The 25,838-nt window shown below is 35.5% G+C and carries 22 protein-coding genes; 13 read left to right on the top strand and 9 right to left on the bottom strand.

The genetic code is table 11. From position 1 onward, the window contains the following. Positions 1–85 precede the first annotated feature (85 nt). From arsB to PHO43_RS06555, 4 genes are all read right to left on the bottom strand, one after another. Entirely contained in the window at positions 86–1,117 is a 1,032-nt protein-coding gene (arsB, locus tag PHO43_RS06570; protein WP_053827019.1) for an ACR3 family arsenite efflux transporter, read from the bottom strand. Further along, positions 1,110–1,535 (bottom strand): arsenate reductase ArsC, encoded by a 426-nt coding sequence (locus tag PHO43_RS06565; RefSeq protein WP_288011689.1) that lies wholly within the window; start codon positions 1,533–1,535, stop codon positions 1,110–1,112. Before PHO43_RS06565 ends, arsB begins: the two co-directional genes overlap by 8 nt. Before the next feature lie 64 nt (positions 1,536–1,599). Continuing rightward, entirely contained in the window at positions 1,600–1,920 is a 321-nt protein-coding gene (locus tag PHO43_RS06560; protein WP_288011687.1) for an ArsR/SmtB family transcription factor, read from the bottom strand. Positions 1,921–2,360: 440 nt separating this feature from the next. Then, positions 2,361–3,482: a Fic family protein gene (locus PHO43_RS06555; RefSeq protein WP_045090588.1), complete on the bottom strand. Its 1,122-nt coding sequence runs from the start codon at positions 3,480–3,482 to the stop codon at positions 2,361–2,363. Positions 3,483–3,948: 466 nt separating this feature from the next. Between PHO43_RS06555 and PHO43_RS06550 the strand changes: the two genes are divergently transcribed. After that, complete coding sequence (locus PHO43_RS06550) at positions 3,949–4,149, top strand: hypothetical protein (protein ID WP_288011685.1); 201 nt, start codon at positions 3,949–3,951, stop codon at positions 4,147–4,149. Between the two features lie 88 nt (positions 4,150–4,237). Here the strand turns inward: PHO43_RS06550 and PHO43_RS06545 are convergent, their stop codons facing one another. Further along, positions 4,238–4,411 (bottom strand): hypothetical protein, encoded by a 174-nt coding sequence (locus tag PHO43_RS06545; RefSeq protein WP_288009814.1) that lies wholly within the window; start codon positions 4,409–4,411, stop codon positions 4,238–4,240. A 120-nt stretch (positions 4,412–4,531) separates the two neighbouring features. On the opposite strand from PHO43_RS06545, the gene PHO43_RS06540 reads away from it, so the two are divergent. The 3 genes from PHO43_RS06540 (at position 4,532) to PHO43_RS06530 (ending at position 8,321) form a co-directional block, all read left to right on the top strand. After that, positions 4,532–5,377 (top strand): SDR family oxidoreductase, encoded by an 846-nt coding sequence (locus tag PHO43_RS06540; RefSeq protein ID WP_288009812.1) that lies wholly within the window; start codon positions 4,532–4,534, stop codon positions 5,375–5,377. Between the two features lie 242 nt (positions 5,378–5,619). Continuing rightward, complete coding sequence (locus tag PHO43_RS06535; RefSeq protein ID WP_045090590.1) at positions 5,620–8,031, top strand: TonB-dependent receptor; 2,412 nt, start codon at positions 5,620–5,622, stop codon at positions 8,029–8,031. 110 nt (positions 8,032–8,141) lie between these two features. Beyond that, positions 8,142–8,321, top strand: coding sequence for a hypothetical protein (locus PHO43_RS06530; protein WP_045090591.1), 180 nt, complete (start codon positions 8,142–8,144; stop codon positions 8,319–8,321). Positions 8,322–8,383: 62 nt separating this feature from the next. Here PHO43_RS06530 and PHO43_RS06525 read toward each other — a convergent pair whose 3' ends face one another. The 3 genes from PHO43_RS06525 to PHO43_RS06515 are packed head-to-tail and all read right to left on the bottom strand — an operon-like array spanning position 8,384 to position 14,536. Further along, positions 8,384–11,512, bottom strand: a complete 3,129-nt coding sequence (locus PHO43_RS06525; protein ID WP_288011682.1) for a glycoside hydrolase family 2 TIM barrel-domain containing protein — start codon at positions 11,510–11,512, stop codon at positions 8,384–8,386. Between the two features lie 48 nt (positions 11,513–11,560). Then, positions 11,561–13,126: a sulfatase-like hydrolase/transferase gene (locus tag PHO43_RS06520; RefSeq protein WP_053827013.1), complete on the bottom strand. Its 1,566-nt coding sequence runs from the start codon at positions 13,124–13,126 to the stop codon at positions 11,561–11,563. A gap of 6 nt (positions 13,127–13,132) precedes the next feature. Then, entirely contained in the window at positions 13,133–14,536 is a 1,404-nt protein-coding gene (locus PHO43_RS06515; RefSeq protein WP_052673243.1) for an arylsulfatase, read from the bottom strand. Positions 14,537–14,866: 330 nt separating this feature from the next. Between PHO43_RS06515 and PHO43_RS06510 the strand changes: the two genes are divergently transcribed. After that, positions 14,867–15,343 (top strand): CYTH domain-containing protein, encoded by a 477-nt coding sequence (locus PHO43_RS06510; RefSeq protein WP_045090594.1) that lies wholly within the window; start codon positions 14,867–14,869, stop codon positions 15,341–15,343. A gap of 2 nt (positions 15,344–15,345) precedes the next feature. Here the strand turns inward: PHO43_RS06510 and PHO43_RS06505 are convergent, their stop codons facing one another. Further along, positions 15,346–16,365, bottom strand: a complete 1,020-nt coding sequence (locus tag PHO43_RS06505; RefSeq protein ID WP_053827012.1) for a branched-chain amino acid aminotransferase — start codon at positions 16,363–16,365, stop codon at positions 15,346–15,348. Between the two features lie 109 nt (positions 16,366–16,474). On the opposite strand from PHO43_RS06505, the gene dnaG reads away from it, so the two are divergent. The 8 genes from dnaG (at position 16,475) to PHO43_RS06465 (ending at position 25,830) form a co-directional block, all read left to right on the top strand. Continuing rightward, the gene (dnaG, locus tag PHO43_RS06500) at positions 16,475–18,508 is read left to right on the top strand and encodes a DNA primase (RefSeq protein ID WP_288011680.1); all 2,034 of its coding nucleotides are present in this window, start codon (positions 16,475–16,477) and stop codon (positions 18,506–18,508) included. Positions 18,509–18,527: 19 nt separating this feature from the next. Then, positions 18,528–19,448 (top strand): ABC transporter ATP-binding protein, encoded by a 921-nt coding sequence (locus tag PHO43_RS06495; RefSeq protein ID WP_045090597.1) that lies wholly within the window; start codon positions 18,528–18,530, stop codon positions 19,446–19,448. 11 nt (positions 19,449–19,459) lie between these two features. Further along, positions 19,460–20,767 carry an ABC transporter permease gene (locus PHO43_RS06490; RefSeq protein ID WP_045091043.1) on the top strand — a complete coding sequence of 436 codons (1,308 nt, stop codon included), beginning with the start codon at positions 19,460–19,462 and terminating at the stop codon, positions 20,765–20,767. Between the two features lie 162 nt (positions 20,768–20,929). Further along, positions 20,930–21,775 carry a diaminopimelate epimerase gene (dapF, locus tag PHO43_RS06485; RefSeq protein ID WP_045090598.1) on the top strand — a complete coding sequence of 282 codons (846 nt, stop codon included), beginning with the start codon at positions 20,930–20,932 and terminating at the stop codon, positions 21,773–21,775. Then, positions 21,775–22,980, top strand: coding sequence for an LL-diaminopimelate aminotransferase (locus PHO43_RS06480; RefSeq protein WP_053827010.1), 1,206 nt, complete (start codon positions 21,775–21,777; stop codon positions 22,978–22,980). The genes dapF and PHO43_RS06480 overlap by 1 nt, the downstream gene beginning before the upstream one ends. Before the next feature lie 212 nt (positions 22,981–23,192). Further along, positions 23,193–24,134, top strand: coding sequence for an ABC transporter permease (locus PHO43_RS06475; protein ID WP_045090600.1), 942 nt, complete (start codon positions 23,193–23,195; stop codon positions 24,132–24,134). Beyond that, complete coding sequence (locus tag PHO43_RS06470; protein ID WP_082057413.1) at positions 24,119–25,078, top strand: iron chelate uptake ABC transporter family permease subunit; 960 nt, start codon at positions 24,119–24,121, stop codon at positions 25,076–25,078. The genes PHO43_RS06475 and PHO43_RS06470 overlap by 16 nt, the downstream gene beginning before the upstream one ends. Next, positions 25,075–25,830 (top strand): iron ABC transporter ATP-binding protein, encoded by a 756-nt coding sequence (locus PHO43_RS06465; RefSeq protein ID WP_045090601.1) that lies wholly within the window; start codon positions 25,075–25,077, stop codon positions 25,828–25,830. The genes PHO43_RS06470 and PHO43_RS06465 overlap by 4 nt, the downstream gene beginning before the upstream one ends. Positions 25,831–25,838: the final 8 nt, after the last annotated feature.

Here is a 25,838-nt window from a genome sequence, read left to right as displayed (position 1 = left end):
TCTAAATTCTCCAATTTCAGGCGTATGAGATTTTCTTCACACGGACAATCCATTTTATCTATTATAAATACTGCCTTATAAATGATCAGTAATATTTCTTTTTAAGCCAAAATGCAACATTTACAAGGGCGATGAGTACGGGCACTTCGACAAGTGGCCCTACTACTCCCGCAAATGCTTGTCCGCTATGAATACCAAAAACACCGATAGCAACTGCAATAGCTAACTCAAAATTATTCCCTGCTGCGGTAAATGATACGGAAGCATTTATATCGTAACTAGCTCCTGCCGCTTTAGAAGCAAAGAAGCTGATAAAGAACATAGCCACAAAGTAAATTAATAGAGGTATGGCAATGCGTACCACATCCATTGGTATTTGTACTATCAGTTCCCCTTTAAGGCTAAACATCAATATGATGGTAAATAGTAATGCAATTAAAGTAAGTGGGGAAATAGTCGGGATGAATTTTTCTTCATACCATTTTACACCTTTGACCTTTACTAAAATCAATCTGCTTAGAATACCCATTAGGAAAGGGATTCCCAAATAAATTGCAACTGTTTCGGCTATTGTTCCAATCGAAATATCTACGATTGCACCTTCAAACCCGAACAATGGAGGAAGTTTGGTTATAAATAACCATGCATAAAAACTGTATAAGAATACTTGAAAAATACTGTTTAATGCCACAAGCCCTGCACCATATTCGCTATTGCCATCCGCCAAATCATTCCAAACTAAGACCATTGCTATGCATCGGGCAAGTCCGATTAATATAACACCGACCATATATTCGGGATAATCTTGTAAGAAGGTTATTGCCAAAATAAACATCAAGATAGGGCTGACTATCCAATTCAGAAATAAGGATAGACTCAATATTTTCACATTCTTAAAAACCTTTGGAAGAAGTTTGTAATTAACTTTAGCTAATGGAGGATACATCATAAGGATTAATCCGATTGCTAAAGGAATATTTGTTGTGCCACTTGATAGAGAATCAACGGATTCGGCGAATGTTGGGAAAAAATATCCCAATCCGACACCAATAGTCATTGCTATAAATATCCAAAGAGTTAAATTCTTATCAAGAAAACTCATTCTTTTATTACTCATATTCTTTTATTTTGGTGTTATAGAAGTCTAAAAAAGCTTTTTGAATTTCATCACGGACGCGGATAAACTCGCTGTGAATATATTCTTCTGTACCTTTTGCATCGGATGGATCATCAAATCCGATATGCAACCTATTCTTTACTTTTCCTGTAAATGTTGGGCAACTTTCATTAGCACCACCACAGACTGTTATAACATAATCCCAAACATCATTAAGATACATATCAATACTATCTGATGTGTGATGGGATATATCTATTCCTATTTCCTTCATCACTTCAACAGCTTTCTGATTTAGTTTACCACTGGCTTGTGTTCCTGCCGAGTACACTTCCTGTTTGTCATCAAAAGATTGAAGAAAACCATGTGCCATCTGACTTCGGCAACTGTTACCTGTACAAAGAATCAATATTTTCATTTTATGCTGATATAGTTATTAATTTCGTATTTCGTAGATTAACGAACTTTTATGATAAATTTTTTTAGCATGAGCCAGAGTTTATTTTTATTTCTTTGAAGAAATCTCCAAACAGAGACTTAGCCATGCTCCAATTTTCTTGATTGATACAATATTTGATACTAGGTAGTGTTATTTCGCCTTGGATAAGACCTGCATCCCGAAGTTCTTTTAGGTGCTGAGACAAGGTGCTCTTTGCAACTGGAATTACTTCGGACATATCACCATGATAGCAACATTCTTGGGTAGCTAACATCTGCAAAATAGCAATACGCACAGGATGCGCCAAAGCTTTAGCTATGCGTGCGAGATTTTCTTGTTCTTCTGTTAATGCTTTTTTAGACATGATCGTTTTGTTATTGTTCGCAAATATACGAACATTGTTTTGTCTGCCAAATAAATATCAAATAAATTTTCCTAAAAGCAAATATTAGATAGAATTTTATTTGTTATATAATTAATAATTAGTAAGTTTGTTGATAGAAATTTATGCAGACAGAACGCTGTCAGAACTAGACAAAAGATTAAAACCCGTTCTCGGTACCACATAAAAGAGCAAAGTCTAGTTAGGGCTGATTACTAATCATTTACAAGATATAAAAGTGTTCCCGCTCGGATCACTCTCTGAATAAGGCACTTATCTATTAAAAAGATGAGTGCTTTTTTTTGTTTGGTAAAACAATAGGAAACATTTGTTGTAAAAGCGGTTTTTCACATTCACCCCCCCCCATAAAAAAACACCCATCGTGCCTTGTGAGTGTTTCAAAGCAAATTAATTGACTAATATTATTTGAAGCAATCTATATAAGCTCCGAAAACATATAATTTGTTTCTTTGAGCTCCTGTAATTTCTTTAATTATATCTAACTTTTCTAAGTCAGCGAGTAAATTATAAATTGTTTGTGGTGATTTATCAATAATCTTCATAATTTCAGAAGCAGAAATTATGGGTTTCTTATACATATAATCAATAATTAATCGGGCATCTATCCCTCTTTTTCCTAAAGTATCAACACTTTTTTCAATTGAGTTTTTTAACTGCATAATCGCACTTAATGTTTTTACTCCGTTTTGAGAAGTTTCTACAACTCCTGTAAGAAAAAACTTTAACCATTGACTAATATCATTATGAGTACGAACGCGCATTAAATTATCATAATATAAAGTTCTATGGCGTTCAAAAAAATCAGATAGATATAGAATTGGACGCTTTAGAATATTTTTTGAAACAAGATATAAAGTTATTAATAATCTGCCTGTTCTTCCATTTCCATCTAAAAAAGGGTGTATTGTTTCAAATTGATAATGAATTAGAGCAATTTTTATCAAGTCGGGGGTAAAATCATTTTCTGAATTGGCGAATTTTTCAATATCTGACATTAAATTGTCTATCTCGTAGTGAACTGGAGGAATAAATATTGCATCGTTAAGAGTGGCTCCACCAATCCAGTTTTGACTATTTCGAAACTCTCCGGGTTGTTTATGCTGGCCTCTAACACCTTGTAAAAGAACTTTATGAGCCTGTTTTATAAGTCTAGTAGAGAAAGGCAATCTGTGTAGCATTTCAACAGCCTCATTCATTACCATTATATAATTTTGAACCTCTTCCCAATCATCTCTTTTCTCTGCACTTATTTCTGATTTAGCTAAAAAAGCTTCTTCGACTTTCGTCTGAGTTCCCTCAATCTTAGATGATTGTGTAGCTTCTTTTGCAATATGCATTTGAATAAACAAGTCTATGTCTACATATTCAGAATACATATCTAAGCGTCCTAGAAAACGATCAGCTTTGCTTAATAGACTAATGACTTGCATATCATCAATTTCCCATTTCCTATTTAACAATGTTGGCTGAAAGCTTTTATAGCCTCCTTGATTTACAAACTTTCCAGACTTGTAATTTTTCATATTACATAAAAATTAGAATGAATAACCTTTTATTCTAAAAACACGCTCAAAATTAGAATAAAAAAATCACAATCCCAATTTATATAGTATAAATTAGAATAAGAGGGTTTTTATTCTAAGTTAGCTTGCTATCATACAAGTTCACTTGTTTTTGTATTCAAATAAAGGAATACTGTGCAGTATCTAATTGTTTACTACATGGAAATAATGTAGTAATTGTATTAAAAGTTTGACTAATCTAAGTTTCGGATTTGGGAGAAAGTCTTCAAATACTTTTTTTTAACTCAAAACGTCAAAAGTGTTCGGTAAAGTGTTCGGTGTTATAATATTTGATATGTTTGTGGTAATACAATTTAAAACGGACATATAGAATCTGAACAGACTTGTTGACTTCTTAAAAACAAATAATTGAACATTCTCATTAGAGTAGTAGATCGTAAGGATAATGCTAAATCAGTAATCAGTAATGGAAGAATTAGTAACCATATCAGCCAATTTAGGGACTACAGAGGAACCTTTAATCGTACATATGGGTATTACCACTCAAGCCTATTCACTAATGAGCGAAATGTTGGAGAAAGAACCAGAACCAGTAAGTAACGAAAGGTGGAATAAGATATTGTTTGAAGCATCAAAGAAGTATCCACCAGAGAAAAATAAAAGATGACGGATTTTTTATGATTATCACTTCTTCAAATTTTCTTCATAATATCTTATCCACTCTTCAGCGCTGATCTTCTGCATTAATTCGCCAATTAGCTTAAAAGGCTATGAGGAACAACATAACCTAGACCTCCATAACTTATGGCAGCCTCAAATCCTTCTGGCAAGTTTTCTAATATAACATTGTGAAGTTTCTGAAATACCTCTTTCCTTTCCTCAGGAACATTGTTTAATATCTCAGTAACAGTTTTACCTTCCGTTTTCATAATTATATGATGATGTTAATCTTATGAAATTGTAAAACACTATAATGAATGTTTTTGTTTCATATAGAGTTTATTAATGGTTATACGAACCTATTTTATTCAATAATAGCTATATTTTTTATGAAAACAGGTATAACAGGTGCTACCGGACAGCTAGGCCGTCTTGTAGTGGATAAATTAAAGAACAGAGTAAATTCCAGTGATTTAGTAGCATTGGTCCGCTCACCGGAGAAAGCAGCTGATTTAGGAATAGAAGCACGTGCTTTTGATTACACTAAACCAGACACTTTGGGTAATGCATTAACAGGTATCAATCAGCTGGTGCTTATATCGTCAAATGAACTTATGGATCGTGTTAAACAGCACGAAAATGTAATAAATGCAGCAAAAGCAGCAGGTGTAAAAAGGATAATTTATACCAGCTTGCTTCATGCCGATACAACTTCACTTAGCTTAGGTAAAGATCATATTGAAACGGAGAATTTATTAAAATCCTCAGGTATTCAGTTCACTATTTTAAGAAATGGATGGTATACTGAGAATTACACTTCCAGTATACCTGGAGCAGTTGCTGGAGGTGCTTTTTTAGGTAGCGCCAAAGATGGTAAAATATCTTCTGCTACTCGGGAAGATTATGCAGATGCTATTGTAGCAGTTCTTACCAACGAAGGTCATGAAGGTAAGATATATGAATTGGCGGGTGATGAAGCATACACTTTAAGTGGGCTAGCAGCTGAGATATCCAGACAGACAGGTAAGGAGATTCCCTACAAAGACCTTTCTGAAGGTGAGTATGCGGAATTATTGACCTCATTTGGAATACCTGTAGCTTTCGCTAAAGCTATAGCAGGCTGGGATGTAGGAGTTTCAAAAGGTGATCTGTTTGATGATAGCAAAGTATTATCAAAATTAATTGGTCGACCCACTACACCGCTTTCAGATTCAGTTAAGAAAGCCTTGGGTTAATAAGATATAAAGCCATATAGTTGATATTCAATATTATAATGCACCGAAATATTTTTGGTGCATTTTTATTTGTATTTATATGAATGCTGATCAGTTCAAATAAACAGAAAAACACTAAACATACAAATATATACATTATGGTAAATTGTGAGTATTGGCTGCTTTTTAAATGGTAATTATATGGTATTGTGATCTGTAATGTTTCAGACTTACTTTGCAGCTCAATTCAATATTAAGGTACAATGACTAAAAAATTGTTTTTACTCACAGTTAGTTTACTATTCAGTATAGTTGCACTTTTTTCACAGAGTAACGCCCAAGAAAGCTCAATGTTCAGTGGTAGGGTTCTTGGTGTTGATGATGAGGCGCTTATTGGTGCTACAGTTTATTTTGAAGAGTTGGGAGTAGGGGATGATACCGACCTTTCTGGAAGCTTTGCAGTTGAGAATATCCCTTCTGGTAAGCATACAGTGGTTGTAAGCTACGTTGGTTATGAGAAGGTAACCAGACAAATGAACTTTTACAATTACGATGTAGAGCAGGATTTTAAACTTGAACCAGACAATCATGTGCTGCTTGAAGTTGAGGTTTTTGGAGTAAGAAAGGAGCGACCAGAAAAGATGGATGCACTTACAAGAATACCTCTAAGACTTGATGAGCAAGTTCAGAGTATTTCAGTTATTTCTCAGAAGATGCTAAATGACCAGGGTGTACTGACGCTTAATGATGCAGTGAGAAATGTACCGGGAGTTACAACATTTGCTACTTTCGGTAATACATCTGAGAGTCTTACTTCACGTGGATATAGGGGTATACCAGTTGTGAAAAACGGAGTAAGGGTACATTCAGATTTCAGGGGAACAGGTTTTCTAACAGATATGCAGGGTGTTGAAACTATACAGGTCTTAAGAGGTTCAGCAGCTATTGCACAAGGGTTGGGAAATGATCTGGGATCTGCCGGAGGTGTAGTTAATGTAGCAACAAAAACACCTAAGTTTATAAATTCAGGAAATGTAGGAATAAGAACGGGGAGTTGGGGGCAGATAAGACCAACATTCGATCTCCAGTTTGTTACAGATAAAATTCAGAAAACAGCTTTTCGTATAAATGGTGCTTATGAACAGGGTAATAGTTACCGTAACCATGTTTCAAAAGACAGAATTTATATCAACCCTTCGTTTGCATGGAATCCGGATGATAAAACTAAAGTTACCCTGGAGCTGGACTTTATGCATGATTCAAGAACACCGGATCAGGGAACAGTTAACCTGAGTGCTGATAGTGTATTTAATGTGTTTGAGATGCCTGATGACAGGTTTATGGGTTTTAAAAATGATAGACAGGTAACTAATACATTAACATATATGGGGCAGATCAATCGCGAACTAAATGATTATTTGACCATGAGGGTAGCTTATGCAGGATCTGATATGGATCTGAGAAAAGTTGGTGCACATGTTTCTCCTCTACGAAATGTGACTCAAACAGGACTTTACAATCTTCGTTCAAGAGTTTACAGTGGAAGTAGCAGAGATGATAAGAACGGAGTTTTACAAGTTGATCTTATTGGTAAGGATATTTATACCGGTAGTGTGAAGCATACCTTTAATGTGGGTCTGGATTACAAATGGTCGGATGTATCGACTAACAGCACCAATTCTATTACTACAGACACCATTGATGTTTTACAGCCTATAAATAATGAAGCACCGGTTGTAACACTGGTTGACGGTGAGCCTGTTACTGCACGTGAGTATGCATATGGAATGCTTTTGCAGGAAGTGGTTACATTTAACAAATATCTGAAATTATCATTGGGGTTAAGATATAGTCAAATCAGTGGTATAAGCAATAATAATGTCTCAACAACAGGAGGTAATGTATGGGATCCGCTCGCCGGTATTATTATTACACCTATTGAAAATATTAACCTCTTTGCATCTTATACAACCACAACTTCATTAAGAGGTGCTGCTAATCTTCTAGAAGATATGGTTACACCAGTCGGACCTTCAAAAGAGGAGCAGTTTGAAGTTGGATTCAAAACTGAGTGGTTTAATAACAGATTAAGGTTTAATGCCACATGGTTTGATATTGTAAATAACAATCTTACTTATGCAGCTCTCAATGATGCAGGTAATAATACAGGTTATTATATTAAAGCGGGTAATTTGAGGAGGCAGGGACTGGAGTTGGAGATGACTGGTAAACTGCTTAAAAATATGGATGTAGTATTGGGTTATTCATATCTTGATGCTGCATATCATGATAGTCCATATTACCATGAAGGCTCAAAACCTATGAATACTGCAAATCATATGGCAAACAGCTGGATTAACTATACTTTCTTTGATGGTATTCTTAGAAATCTGACACTTGGAGCAGGTGCATATTATGTAGGTGAGCGTCCATTTGCTGAGTATACTTATAAGGTTTTACCAGGTCATAACGTACAGCCTGACACAAAACCATTCATTGCTGATGGATATACTACTCTTAATATAAAAGCAGGTTATCGTATTCAAAATATTACACTTCAGCTTTTTGTAAATAATATTCTAGATTCAAAAGGTTACACTGCATATTATAGAGGAGGTTATCTGAATCCTATTGATCCAAGGAATTTTGCTGCTTCATTGAATTATCAGTTCTGAATGTAGTTACGAAGTGTAGATTAGCTGAAAACTTAACATTATATCTATCTGTTTTTTGCTTTAATTAATATCTTTGCATATCAATTTGTTAAAGATTAATTAAAATAATTATGGGAAACAGAGCGAGTGGTTCAGCAGGTGATGCAGTTTACGGTTTAGGAGTAATAGGTGCAACAATCTATTATATTTCTACAGCGACCGGTTTTTGGATGGGTGTTCTAGGGTTCTTAAAAGCACTGGTATGGCCTGCGTTTTTTGTATATGAAGCACTGAAGTATTTAGGAATGTAAAAAGGATACCAACTACAATATGTTTGTAGGGGTATCCTTTCGGTTTATTACGGAACAGGTGATTATTTACTGTTACTAATCGAGAACGAATAGTAATAGTCAGGATTATTAAGTAAATATTCCCTGTGAGTTCTGGGTTGCCAGCTATTGTCGCCACCCACACCTGATTGTTTGAAATCAATATTCAACCACGTTTTTTCACCACGAACCGGATCATCAGATGGATTGTTGCCAGATGGTTTTGAATCGTTTAGTGACTCGCTTGAGTAGTTTTGAATATTAAAATTAATGAGTGGTAGCCCCATAAACTTCACAGCATTGTTTCCGGAGATTACTCTAACCCAGCGCACATCAGTTTTATTGCCATTCTCCTGTGGCATTACGTGACTGAAGTGTTGTTCTTCAACGTTACCTTTATAAATACCTATGAAAGCCGACTCTTTACGATCATCGTATGATTCGTGAGGACCTCTTCCATACCATTCAATTTCATTAAAATCGGAGGGTAATGCTGTTCTAAGACCTACTCTTGCCAAAGGGGGGATGTTTGACGGTACTGAAAACCAGTTGTCAACTGTAATCCTGCCATCACCCGAAACTGTATAATGACCTTCGTAAATTATCTCATTTGTAGTGGTTTTTACTGAATTCTTCACTATAACTTTAACCTGATAATTATTAATTTGTAAATATTCAATGCTGAGAGGTTCAATCTTTATTTTATCCAGGCCAGCTTGTCTCCATCGATCTGCATAACTGTTTTTACCGCCACCTTCATCATTATCGGTTGGCACTCTCCATAAGTAGGGGAGTAATGGCTCTGTTAAAACAATCTGATTGTTATAGATTAGCTGACTCAATGCTCCCTTTTTCTTATCAAATGTTGCTGTAAAACCATCTCCAGATAGCGTTAAAATATTGTTTCTACTATCTATATGAAGGTGGCTCATAGTTTCAACAGCTGTTCTTTCCTTTACAAAGTGAGAGAGGCCAAAATCAAGTTGTTCTTTAGCTACAATAAATTCTGCATCAGCCCATAACTTGTTTTCCTTAAGGTGAAAACTGAAATTCATAAAATATTCATTACCCTGGGTGATTGCAGATCTGTTAAATTTTATTTCCATGAGTTGACTCTCTTGTGGTTTGATATTCAATTCATCAATTCTGCCTGATTCAATTTTCTTTCCGTTTTCAATGATCTCCCACTTCATATAGATATCACTTGCATCAGAAAAGTAATTTTCGTTTGAAATGGAAATAATTCCTGTGTTGATATCGATATCTTTTACATTAAAATACTGATAAACCTTTTTCAACTCTTCCATTTCGGGTTGAGGTGTACGGTCAGGATTTAACAAACCATCGTTTGTGTTTGAACCATCGCTATAGTTAATGATATTCCAGTACTCTCTTCCATTCTTGTCTTTCGATCTTAAAGCCTGATCTATCCAGTCCCAGGTGAAACCACCCTGAAATCTTTCAAATTCATTATATAAGTTCCAGTATTTTCGGAAGTTACCAAGACTGTTTCCCATTGTATGAGCATACTCACAAATGATTATTGGTCTTTCTGAGTCCCAGTTGTAATAATCTTCAAGATGTTTCATCGAAGAATACATGTCTGAGATTATATCATATCTGTTTAGAGTGTGTGCATAAGCTGGGTTTTTGGATTCATAATGTACTGGTCTTTTTTCAGGGTCTGCCTCTTTTATAGCCTTATAAGCATGATCAAAATTGACTCCCCAGCCTGATTCGTTGCCCATTGACCAAAAAATTATAGAAGGATGATTTTTATCCCTTTTAACCATATTGGAGTTGCGTTCTACAATCATCTTTTTCCACTCATCCCTTTCTCCAACATAGTAACCTTTTTCCCATAATCCGTGACTTTCAACATTAGCTTCGTCCATTACATATAGGCCATATTCATCGCATAGGGTGTAGAATTCGGTATTGTTGGGGTAGTGACTCGTACGAACAGCATTTATGTTGTGTTGTTTCATTAGGATAATGTCTTCAATCATTGATTCACGGGAAACAGTTCTTCCATTATACATGTCAAAATCATGCCTGTTAACTCCCTTAATTTTGATTGCTTTTCCATTAACGAGAAATAGACCATCTTTTATTTCCACTTTCCTGAAGCCAGTATTTATGACAAATGCCTGTGTGTTTTCCCCATTTGACTTTAAAAGCTCTATCCCTACTTTATAGAGATTTGGTGTTTCTGCACTCCATTTCAATGGATTTTCAATTCTCGAAGTAATTGTGATCTTTTCCTCTTCTCCTCTTTTTACTTTAAATGGTGAGCTTTTAATTGTACTTATGACTTTGTTACTACTATCTTTTAGAATTGTTCGAATTATGTATGTTTCATCTGACTTGCCATTGATGTTTTCAACATCAACACTAATATTTAGTACAGCATCATTTAAATCATTTACAAGTTCAGAGTAAACTGTGAAGTCGCGCATCCTGACTGATGGTGTAGAAAACAGATAAACATCCCTGTATATACCACTTAAACGCCAGAAGTCCTGATCCTCAAGATAACTACCTTTTGACCAGTTCAATACTTTCAGTGTAATCTCATTTTCTCCTTTATTCAAGTATTTAGTGATATTAAATTCGGATGGCAGCATTCCATCTTCATGGTATCCAACCTCTTTTCCATTTATCCATAGAATCATGGCTGACTGTACACCTGCGAAGTGAATAAATACCTGATCATTTTTCCAGCTATCAGGTATAGTGAAGCTCTTTTTATATACTCCTGTAGGATTGTAATCCTTGGGTACAAATGGAGGATTGGGTTCAAAAGGATATTTTGTATTTGTAAAGTATGGAGGATCATATTTACCATCGCCCTGTAACTGCCAGTTTGATGGTACTGTTATATCATCCCAGTTACTATTTACACTCTCCTTATGTATATCAGAAGGAACCGACTCAGGGTTATTGAAGTAACGAAACTTCCATATCCCATTTAATATCTTCACATTTGGTGAGTCTTTCAGATTATTATTATCCCAAGCAGGACTTTTAAATGGTATATACGAGGCATGGGCTTTTTCGGCATTTATCTGAGTGATATTGAAATCTTCCCAGATGTTCACATCTTTCCCTTGTGCAAAAAGTCCTGCTGTAATAAAAGTAATCAGCAGCAGTAGAGTCTTCTTATTTATCATATTATGCTATTTATTCGATATTTATTATCAAAACCTCTTTTAATCAGATTATAATTCCAGATTAATCCCTTTCTTTTTCTCGAAATCTAGTAGCTTTTTCATTTCCTCAACAATTTGGGGATTTTTATCTGCTACATTTTCATATTCACTACGATCTGTTACTATGTTGTATAACTGATCATCGGAGCTGTTTCCAAGTTCTGTATTTGTAAGTGGGTTATAAGATCTGCCACTACTTGGTTCAATATATTTCCACACTCTTGTCAGAATTGAAAGTGAACCGGCAGAACTAATTATATAATCTCTACCTGAGATATCTATTCCAAGCCAGGCATTTAACTGATTTTGACTGTCATCAGGTATTTTGTCAGTTTTCTCAAAACCTGTAAGAACAGCCATTGTTGCTGTCATATCTATTTGTGATATTAGTGCAGGTGATACATTTGGGTTTACTCTCTCAGGCCAGTGTACTATAAATGGTACTCTTGTCCCTGCTTCAAAATTACTGTATTTGCCACCTCTGAAAGGTCCCCATGGCTTATGATCCATAAGACCCTCTACAGAACCATCATGATATCCGTCATCTACAACAGGTCCATTATCACTTGTAATGATTATAAGAGTATTTTCAAATATTCCTGCTTTTTTAAGAGCTTTCACGATCTCTCCAACTGACCAGTCGAATTGTACAATTGCATCTCCACGATGCCCCATTTCTGTGACTCCTCTGAATCTTTCATGAGGATATCTCGGTACATGAATATCATTTGTTCCGAAATAGAGGAAAAAAGGTTTATCGCTGTTTCTTTCAATAAAACGGGTTGCATGAACAGTAATGCTGTCTGCAATATTTTCATCTTCCCACAGTGCTGATCTGCCTCCTTTCATATATCCTATACGTGATATCCCATTCACAATGCTTTGATTGTGACCGTGACTGGGATGAAGTTTTGTTAGAAGTTCAGGGTTATCTTTACCTGTTGGTTCTCCTTCAAAGTTTTCCTTGTAACTGACATGTATAGGATCATTCGGGTTTAGATTGACCACTCTCTGATTCTCCATAAAAACACATGGGACTCTATCTCCTGTTGCTGCCATTATATATGAGTAATCAAAACCAATCTCGGCAGGTCCTGGCGTCACATGCCCGTTCCAATCCTGTTCTCCAGACTTATCACCTATTCCAAGATGCCATTTACCTACTGCTCCTGTAGTGTATCCCATCTGTTGCAGCACTTTTGGGAGAGTTACTCTATCTGGATTTATAATTAATGCTGCATCACCATTGGCAACGCCAGTACCTCTTCTTCTCCAGGGATACTCACCTGTAAATAGACCATATCTTGAAGGAGTGCTTGTAGCTGCTGCTGAATGTGCATTGGTGAATCTGATACCATTAGCTGCAAGTGTATCTGTATTTGGTGTATTCACTTGTTTAGCACCATACGATGAAAGATCTCCATAACCAATATCATCAGCATAAATAAGTACAATATTTGGCTGTGATTTAATATTGATAGATGCAGACTGAGCAGATTTATTATCAGAAGCACTGTTTGCAAATATAGGACTTGCAACAAATGAAGCAGAGATTATTGATATTAATTTTTTCATTTTTATTTAAAATAAAGGCCAGTCTGGATTATCTGTTCTTGCTCGTTTCATTATCTCTTTCAACTCTTCACTTTTTTCAGGGAATAATGCAATTAAGTTATGATTCTCAGATGGATCTGAAGCAATATTATAGAGTTCGTACTTACCTCCATTACGTATATCCAGATGAATCAGTTTCCAGTTTCCTTTAATAACTGCTTGTTGTCCACCTGATTCCTGAAATTCGAAGTAAAAGTAATCTCTCTCTGCCTGGTCTTCAACACCCAGCAATGTAGGAAGGATACTAACTCCATCTGTTTTTGTTTTGTATTCAACTTCTAATATATCTGCAAATGTTGGGAGGTAATCCCAGAATGCAAAGGGGAAATTGCTTTTTTCTCCTGCGGCAACTTTTCCTTTCCAAGATATTATTGTTGGAACTCGTATACCACCTTCATAGAGATCCCTTTTATATCCACGGTAAATACTGTTATTATTGAAGAAGTCTGGGTCACCACCACCTTCACGGTGTGGTCCATTGTCACTTGTAAATATTATAAGAGTATTTTCATACAGGCCTTCTTCTTTGAGTTTTTCCACAATTTGTGCCACATATATATCTATTCTTTTAACCATAGCAGCATGTGTTGCACGAGGATAATCCTGTGACATATATCCGCCTATTCTGAAATTTGGTCCAGAGTCTGTTCCTTTATATGGAGTTTCAGGGAACTTACCTCTAAGCTCTTGTATTATAGTGTCTTCAGGCACTACTAATTCTGCATGTGGCAGAACAATTGGGACATACAAAAAGAAAGGGTTATTTTTATGCTGTTCAATGAATTCAAGCGTTTTACTTTGTATCAAGTCTTGAGAATAGGAGCCAAATCCTCCATCGTTGTTATCAGGTAAATAAACTTTGGTATCATTTTCCCAGAGGTGACCCGGATAGTAGTTGTGTGCCAATCGCTGACAATTGTATCCAAAAAAATGGTCTACATACTGGTTAACCGGGTCTCCTGTAGATCCCGGATACCCTAATCCCCATTTTCCAAAAACACCGGTTATATAACCAGATTCTTTGAATAATTTGAATAAAGTATAAGTATCTGCAGGGAGTGGGGCTTGTCCTTCAGGTTGTATTTCTCTATTGCCTCTGATTGGCGCATTACCTGTGTGTAATCCGGTTAACAGACTAGCTCGCGAGGGTGCGCTAACAGTTGTTCCTGAATAACTTCTTGTGAATCTTGTTCCTGTTAATGCAAGTCTATCAATATTAGGCGTCTGAAACTTATCCTGGCCATAGCAACTAAGATCACCATACCCCAAATCATCGGTTAGAATAAAAACCACATTCGGTTTGTCTTGTGAATAAATAGATGTGATAGCAGCTAATCCGAGAGCAGTGGTTGCTAGTTTAATTTTAGACATGATATGTTTTGTTAATTTAATAATTAACAAAGATATAATATTTTTCTTTAAGAAAATGTATGCTAAAAATTAGTTCTATTATTAAAGTACTATATTGGGTTGTGGAAAATATACACGAAATGTGAGATACTGTAAGAATAGATAGCTTAATTTGGCAGGTTTCCTATTTTTGTAAAGGATTATTGAATTAAAAATAGAATTACGCGCATTGATTTTTTATTTAATCCAACCAAAACCTTAACTATGTTTTTATTTTTTCGTAGTGAATACGAGATCTTAAAAACATAGTTTTTTTATTTATAAGTGATACCTTTGAAAAAAAACATTGTTATGGGATATGAAATTGAGAGGAAATTTCTGATTAAAGGGGATTTTAAATCACAGGCATATAAGAGTTTCAGGATAAAACAGGGATATTTATCTCTTTCCGGAGTAAGTGTTATTCGCGTCAGAGTAAAAGGTGAAAAGGGTTATATCACAGTAAAAAGTGCTCTTGCAGAGGGTATGTTGACAAGACATGAATGGGAATATGAAATACCTGTTGTTGATGCTGAAGAGATGCTTAACTTATGTGAAGAGGGTATAATAGATAAAACCCGCTATCTTATAAAAGCAGGTGATCATATATTTGAGGTAGACGAATTCTATGGGGAGAATGAAGGTCTGTTGATTGCTGAAGTAGAACTAAAAGAGGAAAACGAAAACTTTGAAAGACCTGAATGGTTAGGGGCAGAAGTTACAGGAAATGTTAGATATTATAACTCATTCCTGTCGATCCACCCCTTTAAATCATGGAGTAAATTGTAATTTTATTCTATTACAGTTACCCAGCCATATTTGTCAGGTTCGTCACCATACTGTATAGCACGAAGTTTTTGATATAACTTTTCGCTAATAGGACCAGCTTTGCCATCCTTACTAAATTGATAACTTTTATTTTCACTTAGGTCATCTATTCGTAAAATAGGACTTATAACAGCGGCAGTTCCACATGCTCCTGCCTCTTCAAATGTTGCGAGCTCCTCTTCAGGTATTGGACGTCTTTCAACTTTCAGTCCCATATCCTCAGCTAACTGCATAAGACTCTTATTAGTTATAGATGGTAAAATGGATGTTGATTTTGGAGTAATGTATGTATTATCTTTTATTCCAAAGAAGTTAGCGGGGCCACACTCATCGATATATTTTTTCTCTTTTGCATCCAGGTAAAGAACAGCTGAGTAACCCAGCTCATGCGCTTTTTCCCCGGCAACCAGGCTCGCAGCATAGTTTCCACCTACTTTATAAGTGCCTGTACCAAGTGGTGCTGCACGATCGTATTCCCGCAATATTACCATAGGTGTAGGTTTAAATCCTTCCTTAAAATATGGACCTACAGGAGTAACAAATATAATAAAAGTGTATTCTGTTGCAGGCTTTACTCCTACCTGTGCACTAGTTCCAATTAGTAATGGACGAATATATAGTGATGCGCCACTTTCGTAAGGTGGTACAAAGCGAGCATTTTTTTTGACAGCCTGAATCACCATTTCTTCAAATAGCTCAACTGGTAGCTCAGCCATCATTATACCTCTGCAGGATGATTGCAACCTTAAAGCATTCTCGCGCATTCTGAAAACACGAATTTTTCCATCTTTACCTCGGAATGCTTTTAATCCTTCAAATACTTCCTGTCCATAGTGCAGACAAGTTGCAGCAATATGAAGATTAATAAACTCTGATGTTTCTGATACGGGATCACTCCATTTTCCTTCCTTGTAGTAACTGCGTATGTTGTAGTCGGTTTTCATGTAGCCGAATGATAAATTCGACCAGTTTATAACATCCATCTCAATAAAATTTAGTATTTGAAATAAAATTGTGCAATTACAAATGTATGAATATATTTTCAAAAACCACTTTTTTAACAATATTAATAAGTAATTTCGTATCTCGGTTATGATTGATCAAAATACAATAAGTCGTATACAAGACGCTGCACAAATTGTTGATGTAGTGTCTGATTTCGTGACACTTCGCAGGAGAGGTGTTAATTTGGTTGGATTGTGCCCTTTTCATGAAGACAGAAACCCCTCTTTTTATGTATCTCCAGCTAAAAATATTTGCAAGTGTTTTGCTTGTGGAGAGGGAGGACCGCCTATTCACTTCATAATGAAGCATGAACAGTTGTCATATTATGAAGCATTAAAATATCTTGCACGCAAATATAATATAGAGGTAGTAGAAAAAGAGTTTACTGACGAGGAAAAACAGGCTCAAAGCGATCGGGAGAGTATGTTTATCCTTAATGAATACGCTAGAGATTATTTTCAGAAAACATTGCATGCACATCCTGAGGGTAAGGCAATTGGACTCTCATATTTTCGCGAGCGGGGATTGAGGGATGACATTATAAATAAATTTCAATTAGGTTATAGTCTTGAACAGAGGGATGCTTTTTCTGTTGAGGCGCAAAAAGCAGGATATTTACGTGACTACCTATTAAAAACTGGTCTCTCCACCGGTGGAGAGAATAATCAGCCACTTTATGACAGATTCCGGGGAAGAGTAATTTTTCCGGTTCATACATTGTCAGGAAAGGTTGTTGCATTTGGAGGACGTATTCTTAAGAAAGCTGAGAATACAGGAAAGTATGTGAACTCTCCTGAAAGTGAAATATATTCAAAGAGTAAAGAACTTTATGGTATTTATTTTGCTAAGAATGCAATAATTAAACAGGATAAATGTTTTCTGGTAGAGGGGTATACAGATGTTTTATCTATGCATCAGGCAGGGATAGAAAATGTTGTTGCATCTTCAGGTACCGCTTTAACAAGTGGACAGATTCGTATGATTCGCCGTTTCTCAAATAACATAACTGTTATTTATGATGGTGATACTGCGGGTATAAATGCTGCTATAAGGGGGATCGACCTTTTACTGGAGGAGGGAATGAATGTTAAGGTTGTTATGCTCCCACAAGGAGAGGATCCCGATTCATTTGCGAAAAAACAGAATGCAGAGAGTTTTAAGAGATTTATAGACTCCAATGAGAAAGACTTCATCCGTTTTAAAACGGAACTATTAATAGAAGAGGTTGGAGATGACCCTGTAAAAAGGGCAGGGATGATCTCAAATATTGTAAATAGTATTGCGTTAATACCTAATACAATTACCCGATCGGTATATATACAGGAGTGTTCTCAGCTACTAAATATTCAAGAGCTTGTACTGATTAATGAAATAAATAAAATCAGGCAAAGGGTTTGGGAGAGAAAAAGAGATCAAAAAGATAAAGAAATTTCCAAAGCAGGCGAGTTTACAATTGGTGAAAATATAAATAAAACCATTAGTAATAAAGAAACTAAAGAACCGGGAAAGAGTCCATATGATCGTTTTGAAAAAGAGATACTTAGATATATAGTGAGATATGGAAATACTCCATTGTATCAAAAGTTTGACAAACGTAAACGAAAAGAGGGAAACGAAATTATAGAAGAGGACGTTTTAATCGAAGAGGGGCCTGGTGTAACAGAGTTTGTACATTTTGACCTTGAACGCGATAACATTAATTTTAAAAACGAACTTTATCAGTTAATGCTTGATGAGGCTGTAAGTAATATTGATACAAAAAATTTTGATTCTGGTAATTTTTTTCTGAATTATCCTGATCCTAAAGTTAGCAAACTTGCTTCTGAACTGCTGAGTGACAGGTATCACCTAAGTAAAATTCACTCAAAAATTTTAGGAGAAGAGGTGGGTGATAAAAACTCTCGTTTATTAGAACAAAACATGCTCCATAGTCATGTTCCCAGGGCAACTACTGAGCTCAAAAATGCTTATATACAGACCAAAATTAATGAACTGAAAGAGGAGATCAAGAAAAGCGATCCGGAAAACTGTTCAGCATTCATTACCAGATTAAAACAGCTTCAGGAGATAAAGAAAGTATTGGCTAAAGAGCTTGGTGAGAGAATTGTATTGAAATATTGATTAGATTAAATTTAAAGACATGTACTTAGAAACACATGATGTAGTAAAGCAATACGCTAATCATTTAGCGTTGAATAAGGTAAGCATAAGTGTACCGAAGGGAACGGTTTTCGGTTTATTAGGTCCTAATGGTGCTGGAAAGACAACTCTTATTCGTATTATCACACGAATAACAGCGCCTGATAGTGGTGATGTTATGATTGAAGGCCGGCAATCTGTTGGGAATGATATTTACAACATTGGATATATGCCTGAAGAAAGAGGACTCTACAAGAAGATGAAAGTTGGCGAACAGGCTATGTATCTTGCACAGTTGCGAGGGATGTCTAAAAAACAAGCTCATCATGAACTTATGGTATGGTTCAAGAGATTTGATATTATGGATTGGTATAACAGGAAAGTTGAAGAACTGTCTAAAGGAATGCAGCAGAAGGTGCAGTTTATCTCAACCGTAATTCATGACCCAGATCTGCTTATTTTTGATGAACCATTTAGCGGTTTTGATCCTGTGAATACAGATATCGTTAAAAATGAAATGCTTAGATTGAAAGATGAGGGGAAAACAATTATTCTATCAACTCATAATATGGAGTCTGTAGAAGAGTTATGTGATAATATTGCTCTTATTAACAAGTCTCAGGTGGTACTACAGGGAAATGTATTTAAAATACGTAAAGATCACAGACCAAATATATTCAGGTTTAGGATATTTGGAGATGACTTTAATTTGGAGCACCCATCATTTGAGCTTTTATCGAAAGAGCCATACCATGAATTTATAGATCTGAGAATAAAAAAACTAAACGGAATCAGTAATAATGATCTGGCAAAACTTATTTTCGACAATTATGAAGTGGTAAGTTATGATGAAGAACTACCTACCATGAATGATGTCTTTATAAAGACTGTTACCAAAGATAAAAACATTAGTACATTATGAGTAAGTCAACTATGAACAGATTAAGCTTAATAATTCAACGAGAGTATCTTACAAGAGTAAGGAAAAAATCCTTTATAATTCTTACAGTACTTATGCCATTTCTTATGGTGGCAATATCTCTGGTTCCATTTTGGCTATCAACGCTGAATGACGGGAGTATAAAAAATGTTGCAGTAATTGATAACACCGGAATATATGCACCATTATTGAAGTCAACTGATCAATATGATTTTCAGATTATAGGGAGTGCAGAATTACAGGATTCAGAAAGCAGGTTAGGTAAGGATTTATTTGCTATCCTGCAAATTACAAATGATTTAAGCAAAGATCCACGCGCTGTATCACTTACATCAGAAAAGCAATCACCAATGGAATTGCAGTCACTTATAGAGAGAACCTTAAATGAGAAGTTGACAGAGCAAAGGCTTGATGAGCTCTCAAATTCAAGTAATGTTGACAGTGAGGCAATTAGTCAGGTTCGTAATATTCTTGAAAACTCATCAGGAGTTAGCCTTAGAACTCTGCGTATGGGTGATGACGGTAGTGTAAAAGAGTCTTCAACTGAGATAGCCAGTATAATCGGGATGATGTTTACAATTCTGATCTATATGTTTATACTACTATACGGCAATATGGTTATGCAGGCTGTTCTAGAAGAAAAAAAGAGCAGAGTTGTCGAAGTAATGATTTCTTCTGTTAAGCCAGTTAATCTGTTGATAGGAAAGGTTGTAGGTATAGGATTAGTTGGACTTACTCAATTAGCAATATGGGGTATAATGACTTCAGTTCTTTTTACTGGAGTATCTTTCTTTATTGCAAATCCTGAACAGGCAGTAGCTGTATCCTCCGAAATGAATGATTTCAATATTGAAGGAATCCTGAATTCAATAATGAGTATAAACTGGCTGGAGCTACTCTTTTATTTTATATTGTTTTTTATTGGAGGGTATGTATTGTATGCCTCAATTTTTGCAATGTTCGCTTCAGCTGTTGACAGTGAAGAGGATACAAGTCAATTCATGACACCGGTAACTCTCCTTATCGTCTTTGCTTTCTTGGCAGGATTCTATAGCGTAAGCAACCCTGATGGTCCTTTGGCATTTTGGACTTCTTTAATACCATTTACTTCTCCTATCGTTATGATGGTAAGGATTCCATTTGGAATTCCATTTTGGGAGGTCCTTATGTCTCTTGTGTTGCTTTATGGTACATTCATATTAATTTCGATATTTGCTGCAAAGATATACAGGGTTGGTATTTTAATGTATGGTAAAAAACCATCAATTCAAGAAATGATGAAGTGGGTTACATATAAATAAAACAACAAAAGTCTGCCCTAATGACGTAAAAAAAAGAAAAAAGATATATATTTGCAAAATAAATAGCAAATGTCAACCTAAATAGTCATTTGTTGAGTATAATCTTAAAACACTTGCCTGGTTCTGTGGGATCACGCAAGTGTTTTTTTAAAATGGATTATTATGAGATTCGAAAAAATGCATGCCGCAGGCAATGATTATATTTATATAAATCTTTTTGAAGAGAAGGTGGAAAATCCAGGTGAGCTATCAATAAGATTGAGTGAAAGACATTTTGGTGTTGGAAGTGATGGAATCGTTCTTATAGGTCCTTCAGTTCAAGCTGATTACTCAATGTTGATGTATAATGCTGATGGTAGTGAAGGTTTGATGTGTGGTAATGCCGCACGTTGTGTAGGTAAATATTTGTATGAAAGAGGTATGACTAGTAAAAATGAGATTAGTCTAAGTACAAAGTCGGGCATAAAGCATCTATCACTTAAGATTAATAATTCTACAAATAAAGTAGAACTGATTCAGGTTAATATGGGTAAAGCAATTCTTTCAGCAAAAGATGCCGGAGCTAAAGGATATTTTCAGTTAGCTCTAAATGAAATGATTGATTATCCGATCCAGTTCGATGAGCAGAAATATCGAATTACATTTGTTTCGATGGGTAATCCACATGCGGTAATATTTTTGCATAATATTGAATCCTTAGAAATAGAGAAAATCGGACCAAAGATTGAACATCTAAATCTATTTCCCGATCGAACAAATGTTGAATTTGTTGAAGTAGTTGATTCAAAACATATAAAAATGAGAGTTTGGGAAAGAGGAAGTGGCGAAACCTTTGCATGTGGAAGTGGTGCTTGTGCTGCAGTTGTGGCAGGTAACATTATAGGAAAATGTAAATCCAAAGCAAAAGTAAATATGAGAGGTGGGCAACTTGAAGTGTTATGGGATAAGGCATCAAAAGAAGTTTATCTTACCGGTGATGCTCATTTTGTATATAAAGGAGAGATCTGATGTTTAAAGTAAACGAAAACTATTTATTTCTTAAAGAGAGCTATCTTTTTAGCACGATAGCAGAAAAAGTGGAAAAATACAAAACCACTAATCCGGGAGCCGATCTGATACGTCTTGGTATAGGAGATGTAACCTTGCCCTTGCCCCCTTCAGTAATTAAAGCTATTCATACTTCTGCAGATGAGATGGGAAGTAGGGAAACATTCAGGGGGTATGGTCCGGAGCAAGGTTATAGCTTTTTGAGGGATAAAATCGTAGAGATTGATTATCTGCAAAAAGGAATAGAAATTGCAAATGATGAGGTGTTTATAAGTGATGGATCTAAAAGTGATACAGGTAATATAGGAGATATTTTAGGAGAAGAGAATGTGGTTGCTATAACTGATCCTGTATATCCTGTGTACCTGGATACAACTATAATGAGAATTGGGAAATCTAATAAGATTTTATTACTGGAATGTGAAGAAGATAATGGCTTTCTCCCTCAATTACCCAAAGAGCATGTTGATGTTGTATACCTCTGTTATCCCAATAATCCAACTGGAACTGTAATGACTAAGTCTGAGCTAAAAAGGTGGGTAGACTGGGCGTTGGAGAACAACAGCCTAATACTTTTTGATTCAGCATATGAGGCTTATATTCAGGATGAAAATGTGCCTAAATCAATATATGAGATAGAAAATGCCGAAAGGTGTGCAATAGAATTCCGATCTTTTTCAAAAAATGCAGGGTTTACTGGTCTTCGCTGTAGTTACACAGTAGTTCCCATGTCGCTTAAAACAAAACTGGCAAATGGAACAGAGATCAATATAAATAAATTGTGGAACCGCAGGCAGTCTACCAAATTTAATGGTACTCCATACATTGTGCAGCGAGCAGCAGAAGCAATCTATACTACAGAAGGTCAGAGAGAAGTTAAAGAAATGGTGGCTTACTACATGAACAATGCCAACATTATTCGTCAAGGATTGATAAATAAAGGATGGAGAGTCTTCGGTGGTGAAAACTCTCCATATGTGTGGATGAAATGTCCAAATGGCCTTGATTCCTGGGAATTTTTTGATCACCTCCTAAATAAATGCCATATAGTTGGTACTCCAGGTGTTGGATTTGGCTCAAAAGGTCAGGGTTATTTCCGTTTAACAGCTTTCAATAGTCTTGAAAAAACAGTTGAAGCTGTGGAAAGGATTATTTCAGTCCAATAGAATTTCTTATCAGAACCGGCAATAGTATACAAATGTGCCTATTTATAATTAGTTTCATAGCTAAAACAACATTTTTCTACTTAGTTATTGCTATTGAAGCTTAATACAGTGATTACTACCTTTGTTTCAATAATATGTTATTTAAATATATAGAGTTGAGACCGGTAAAACATGCTTATCGGTCTTTAGTTTCTTATTAATAAGTTGATTGTTTGAGAGTAGTTGTACCAACGATTATATTATTGATATTAGCTGTTTTCTCACTATTCGTGGGAGTAGCAGATATTACTGTTGCTGACATAATCAATTGGGATGTTGAGAAAATATCTCTGATTTCAATAAGCAGGATTCCAAGAACTGCTGCACTAATATTAGCTGGAGTTGGAATGAGTGTTTCCGGTGTTATAATGCAACAGATGACACAAAACAAATTTGTATCTCCCACAACTGCAGGTACACTGGAAGCTGCAAAAATGGGGCTTCTGATTTTCTTTATTTATACTTCTGCCGCTGGTATGGCATTAAAACTGTTATCAGCCTTTTTGTTTACATTTCTTGCAAGTATAGTTTTTCTGGCAATAGTACGGAAGATAAAGCATAGGAATGTAATATTTGTTCCGTTAGTTGGACTTATGTTCGGTGGTATTATTGGCTCCATATCCACATTTCTTGCTGTACGATTGAATATAGTTCAAGACTCTAATGCATGGATGATGGGCGATTTCTCAGGTATATTACAGGGACGCTATGAGCTGATCTATCTCTCTTTACCTGCAATTGTCATTACCTATCTTTATGCTAATAAATTTACTGTTATAGGAATGGGTGAGGAGTTTTCAAAGAACCTGGGACTTAACTACAACTCAATAATGAATATTGGTCTGTTCTGTGTTTCACTGACAGTCAGTTCAGTTGTTATCACTGCAGGTGCCATTCCATTTCTAGGGCTGATAATACCAAATGTAGTCAGTTTAATATTTGGAGATAATCTTAAGAAAACATTACCCCTGGTAGCATTAACCGGAGCAATTTTCCTATTGATTTGTGATGTTTTCGGCAGGATAATAATATATCCGTATGAGGTACCGATAGGGGTTACCGTCAGTATTTTTGGTGCAATTATTTTTCTATTTTTATTATGGAAAAGGCGTTAGTTATAAGAAGAAACCTTATAATTGCACTGATATTACTGATTGGAAGTGCACTGCTTTTTCTGTTCTACAAAATGGGAAACAGTTGGGAGTTTGCCATCCGTTTCAGGGGAATTAAGGTGGTTGCAATAATTGTAGTTGCCGGATGTGTTGCATTTTCATCAGTCACTTTTCAAACTCTAACAAACAACAGGATTCTAACTCCCTCAATAATGGGCTTTGAATCGTTATATCTTCTAATTCAGACTATTATTGTATTTGTTTATGGTGATCAGACATTTAAAGTCCTGAGCCATTTCAGCAACTTCGCCATTTCAGTAAGCGGAATGATAATCTTTTCTTTTTTGCTCTATTTGATGATTTATAAAAAGGGAAAAGATAATCTTTACCTTCTCTTACTGGTAGGAATAATACTTGGAACACTCTTTTCAAGTTTAAGCTCATTCATGCAGTTGCTCATTGACCCAAATGATTTTTTTATAATTCAGGGGAAGATGTTTGCTACATTCAATAAGATAAACAATGGTCTGCTTTGGCCATCATTAACGATAATGGTCATAATTCTTTTTATTGGATTCAGGATGTCAAAGTACCTTGATGTACTGGCATTGGGAAGAGATCAGGCTATTAATTTAGGACTAAACTATAATAGAGTAGTAAAGTTTTTTCTTGTTTTTATTGCAATATTAGTTTCTGTCTCCACTGCTTTGGTGGGACCAATTACTTTTTTAGGGCTGCTGGTAACAAACTTAACATATGAGCTGTTTAAGACCTACAAGCATAGTGTCATAATTATAGCTTGTTTTTTAGTATCTGCAATTTCATTGCTTTTAGGGCAGTTTATTATGGAAAGGGTATTCAACTTATCTGTTCCAATAAGTGCAATAATAAACATTGTAGGAGGATTCTATTTTATGTACTTACTTTTAAGAGTTAAAAAATTATGATTGAAGTTCAGGAAATCACAAAACAATATGGTGATAAAGTTGTACTCGATAAGGTGGGTCTGCAATTTAACAAAGGAAAAATTACTTCACTAATTGGAGGTAATGGTGCAGGCAAGAGTACTTTATTATCTGTAATAAGCCGTCTACTGTCACAAGATGGAGGCGTAGTCTTAGTAGATGAAAAGAATGTAACCGAATACAAAAGTAAGGTGCTGGCTCAACGACTCTCTATACTAAAGCAGTCGAATCATGTGAGACTAAAACTAACTGTTCGTGAGCTTGTTTCGTTCGGAAGATTTCCTTATTCACAGGAAAAACTTAATAAAGAGGATATTCTGATGGTTGACAGGGCCATAGATTTTCTCAATCTTAAGGATATAGAGAATTCATATATTGATGAACTGAGTGGAGGTCAGAAACAGCGAGCCTACATGGCTATGGTTGTTGCTCAGGATACAGAGTATATTTTGCTGGACGAACCTCTTAATAATCTTGATATGAAGCATTCGGTGCAGACTATGAAAATAATGCGTAAGCTTGCAGATGAGCTTGGTAAAACAATAATCATAGTATTGCATGATATAAATTTTGCCTCTCACTACTCTGATTACATTGTTGCACTGAAAGAGGGTAAAATTATTTATCACGACACTACAGAGAATATAATCAGAGAAGATGTCCTGAGAGATGTTTTTGATATTAACATAAAAATCTGTGAGTTTGAAAGTAAAAGAATCTGTAACTATTATTAATATTTAAA

Origin of the sequence: Lascolabacillus sp. (genome assembly GCF_028696275.1) — a bacterium.
Taxonomy (GTDB): Bacteria; Bacteroidota; Bacteroidia; order Bacteroidales; family Dysgonomonadaceae; genus Proteiniphilum; species Proteiniphilum massiliensis.
The sequence above is the reverse complement of the archived record's forward strand: the minus strand, read 5'-3'. Positions and strand labels throughout refer to the sequence as shown.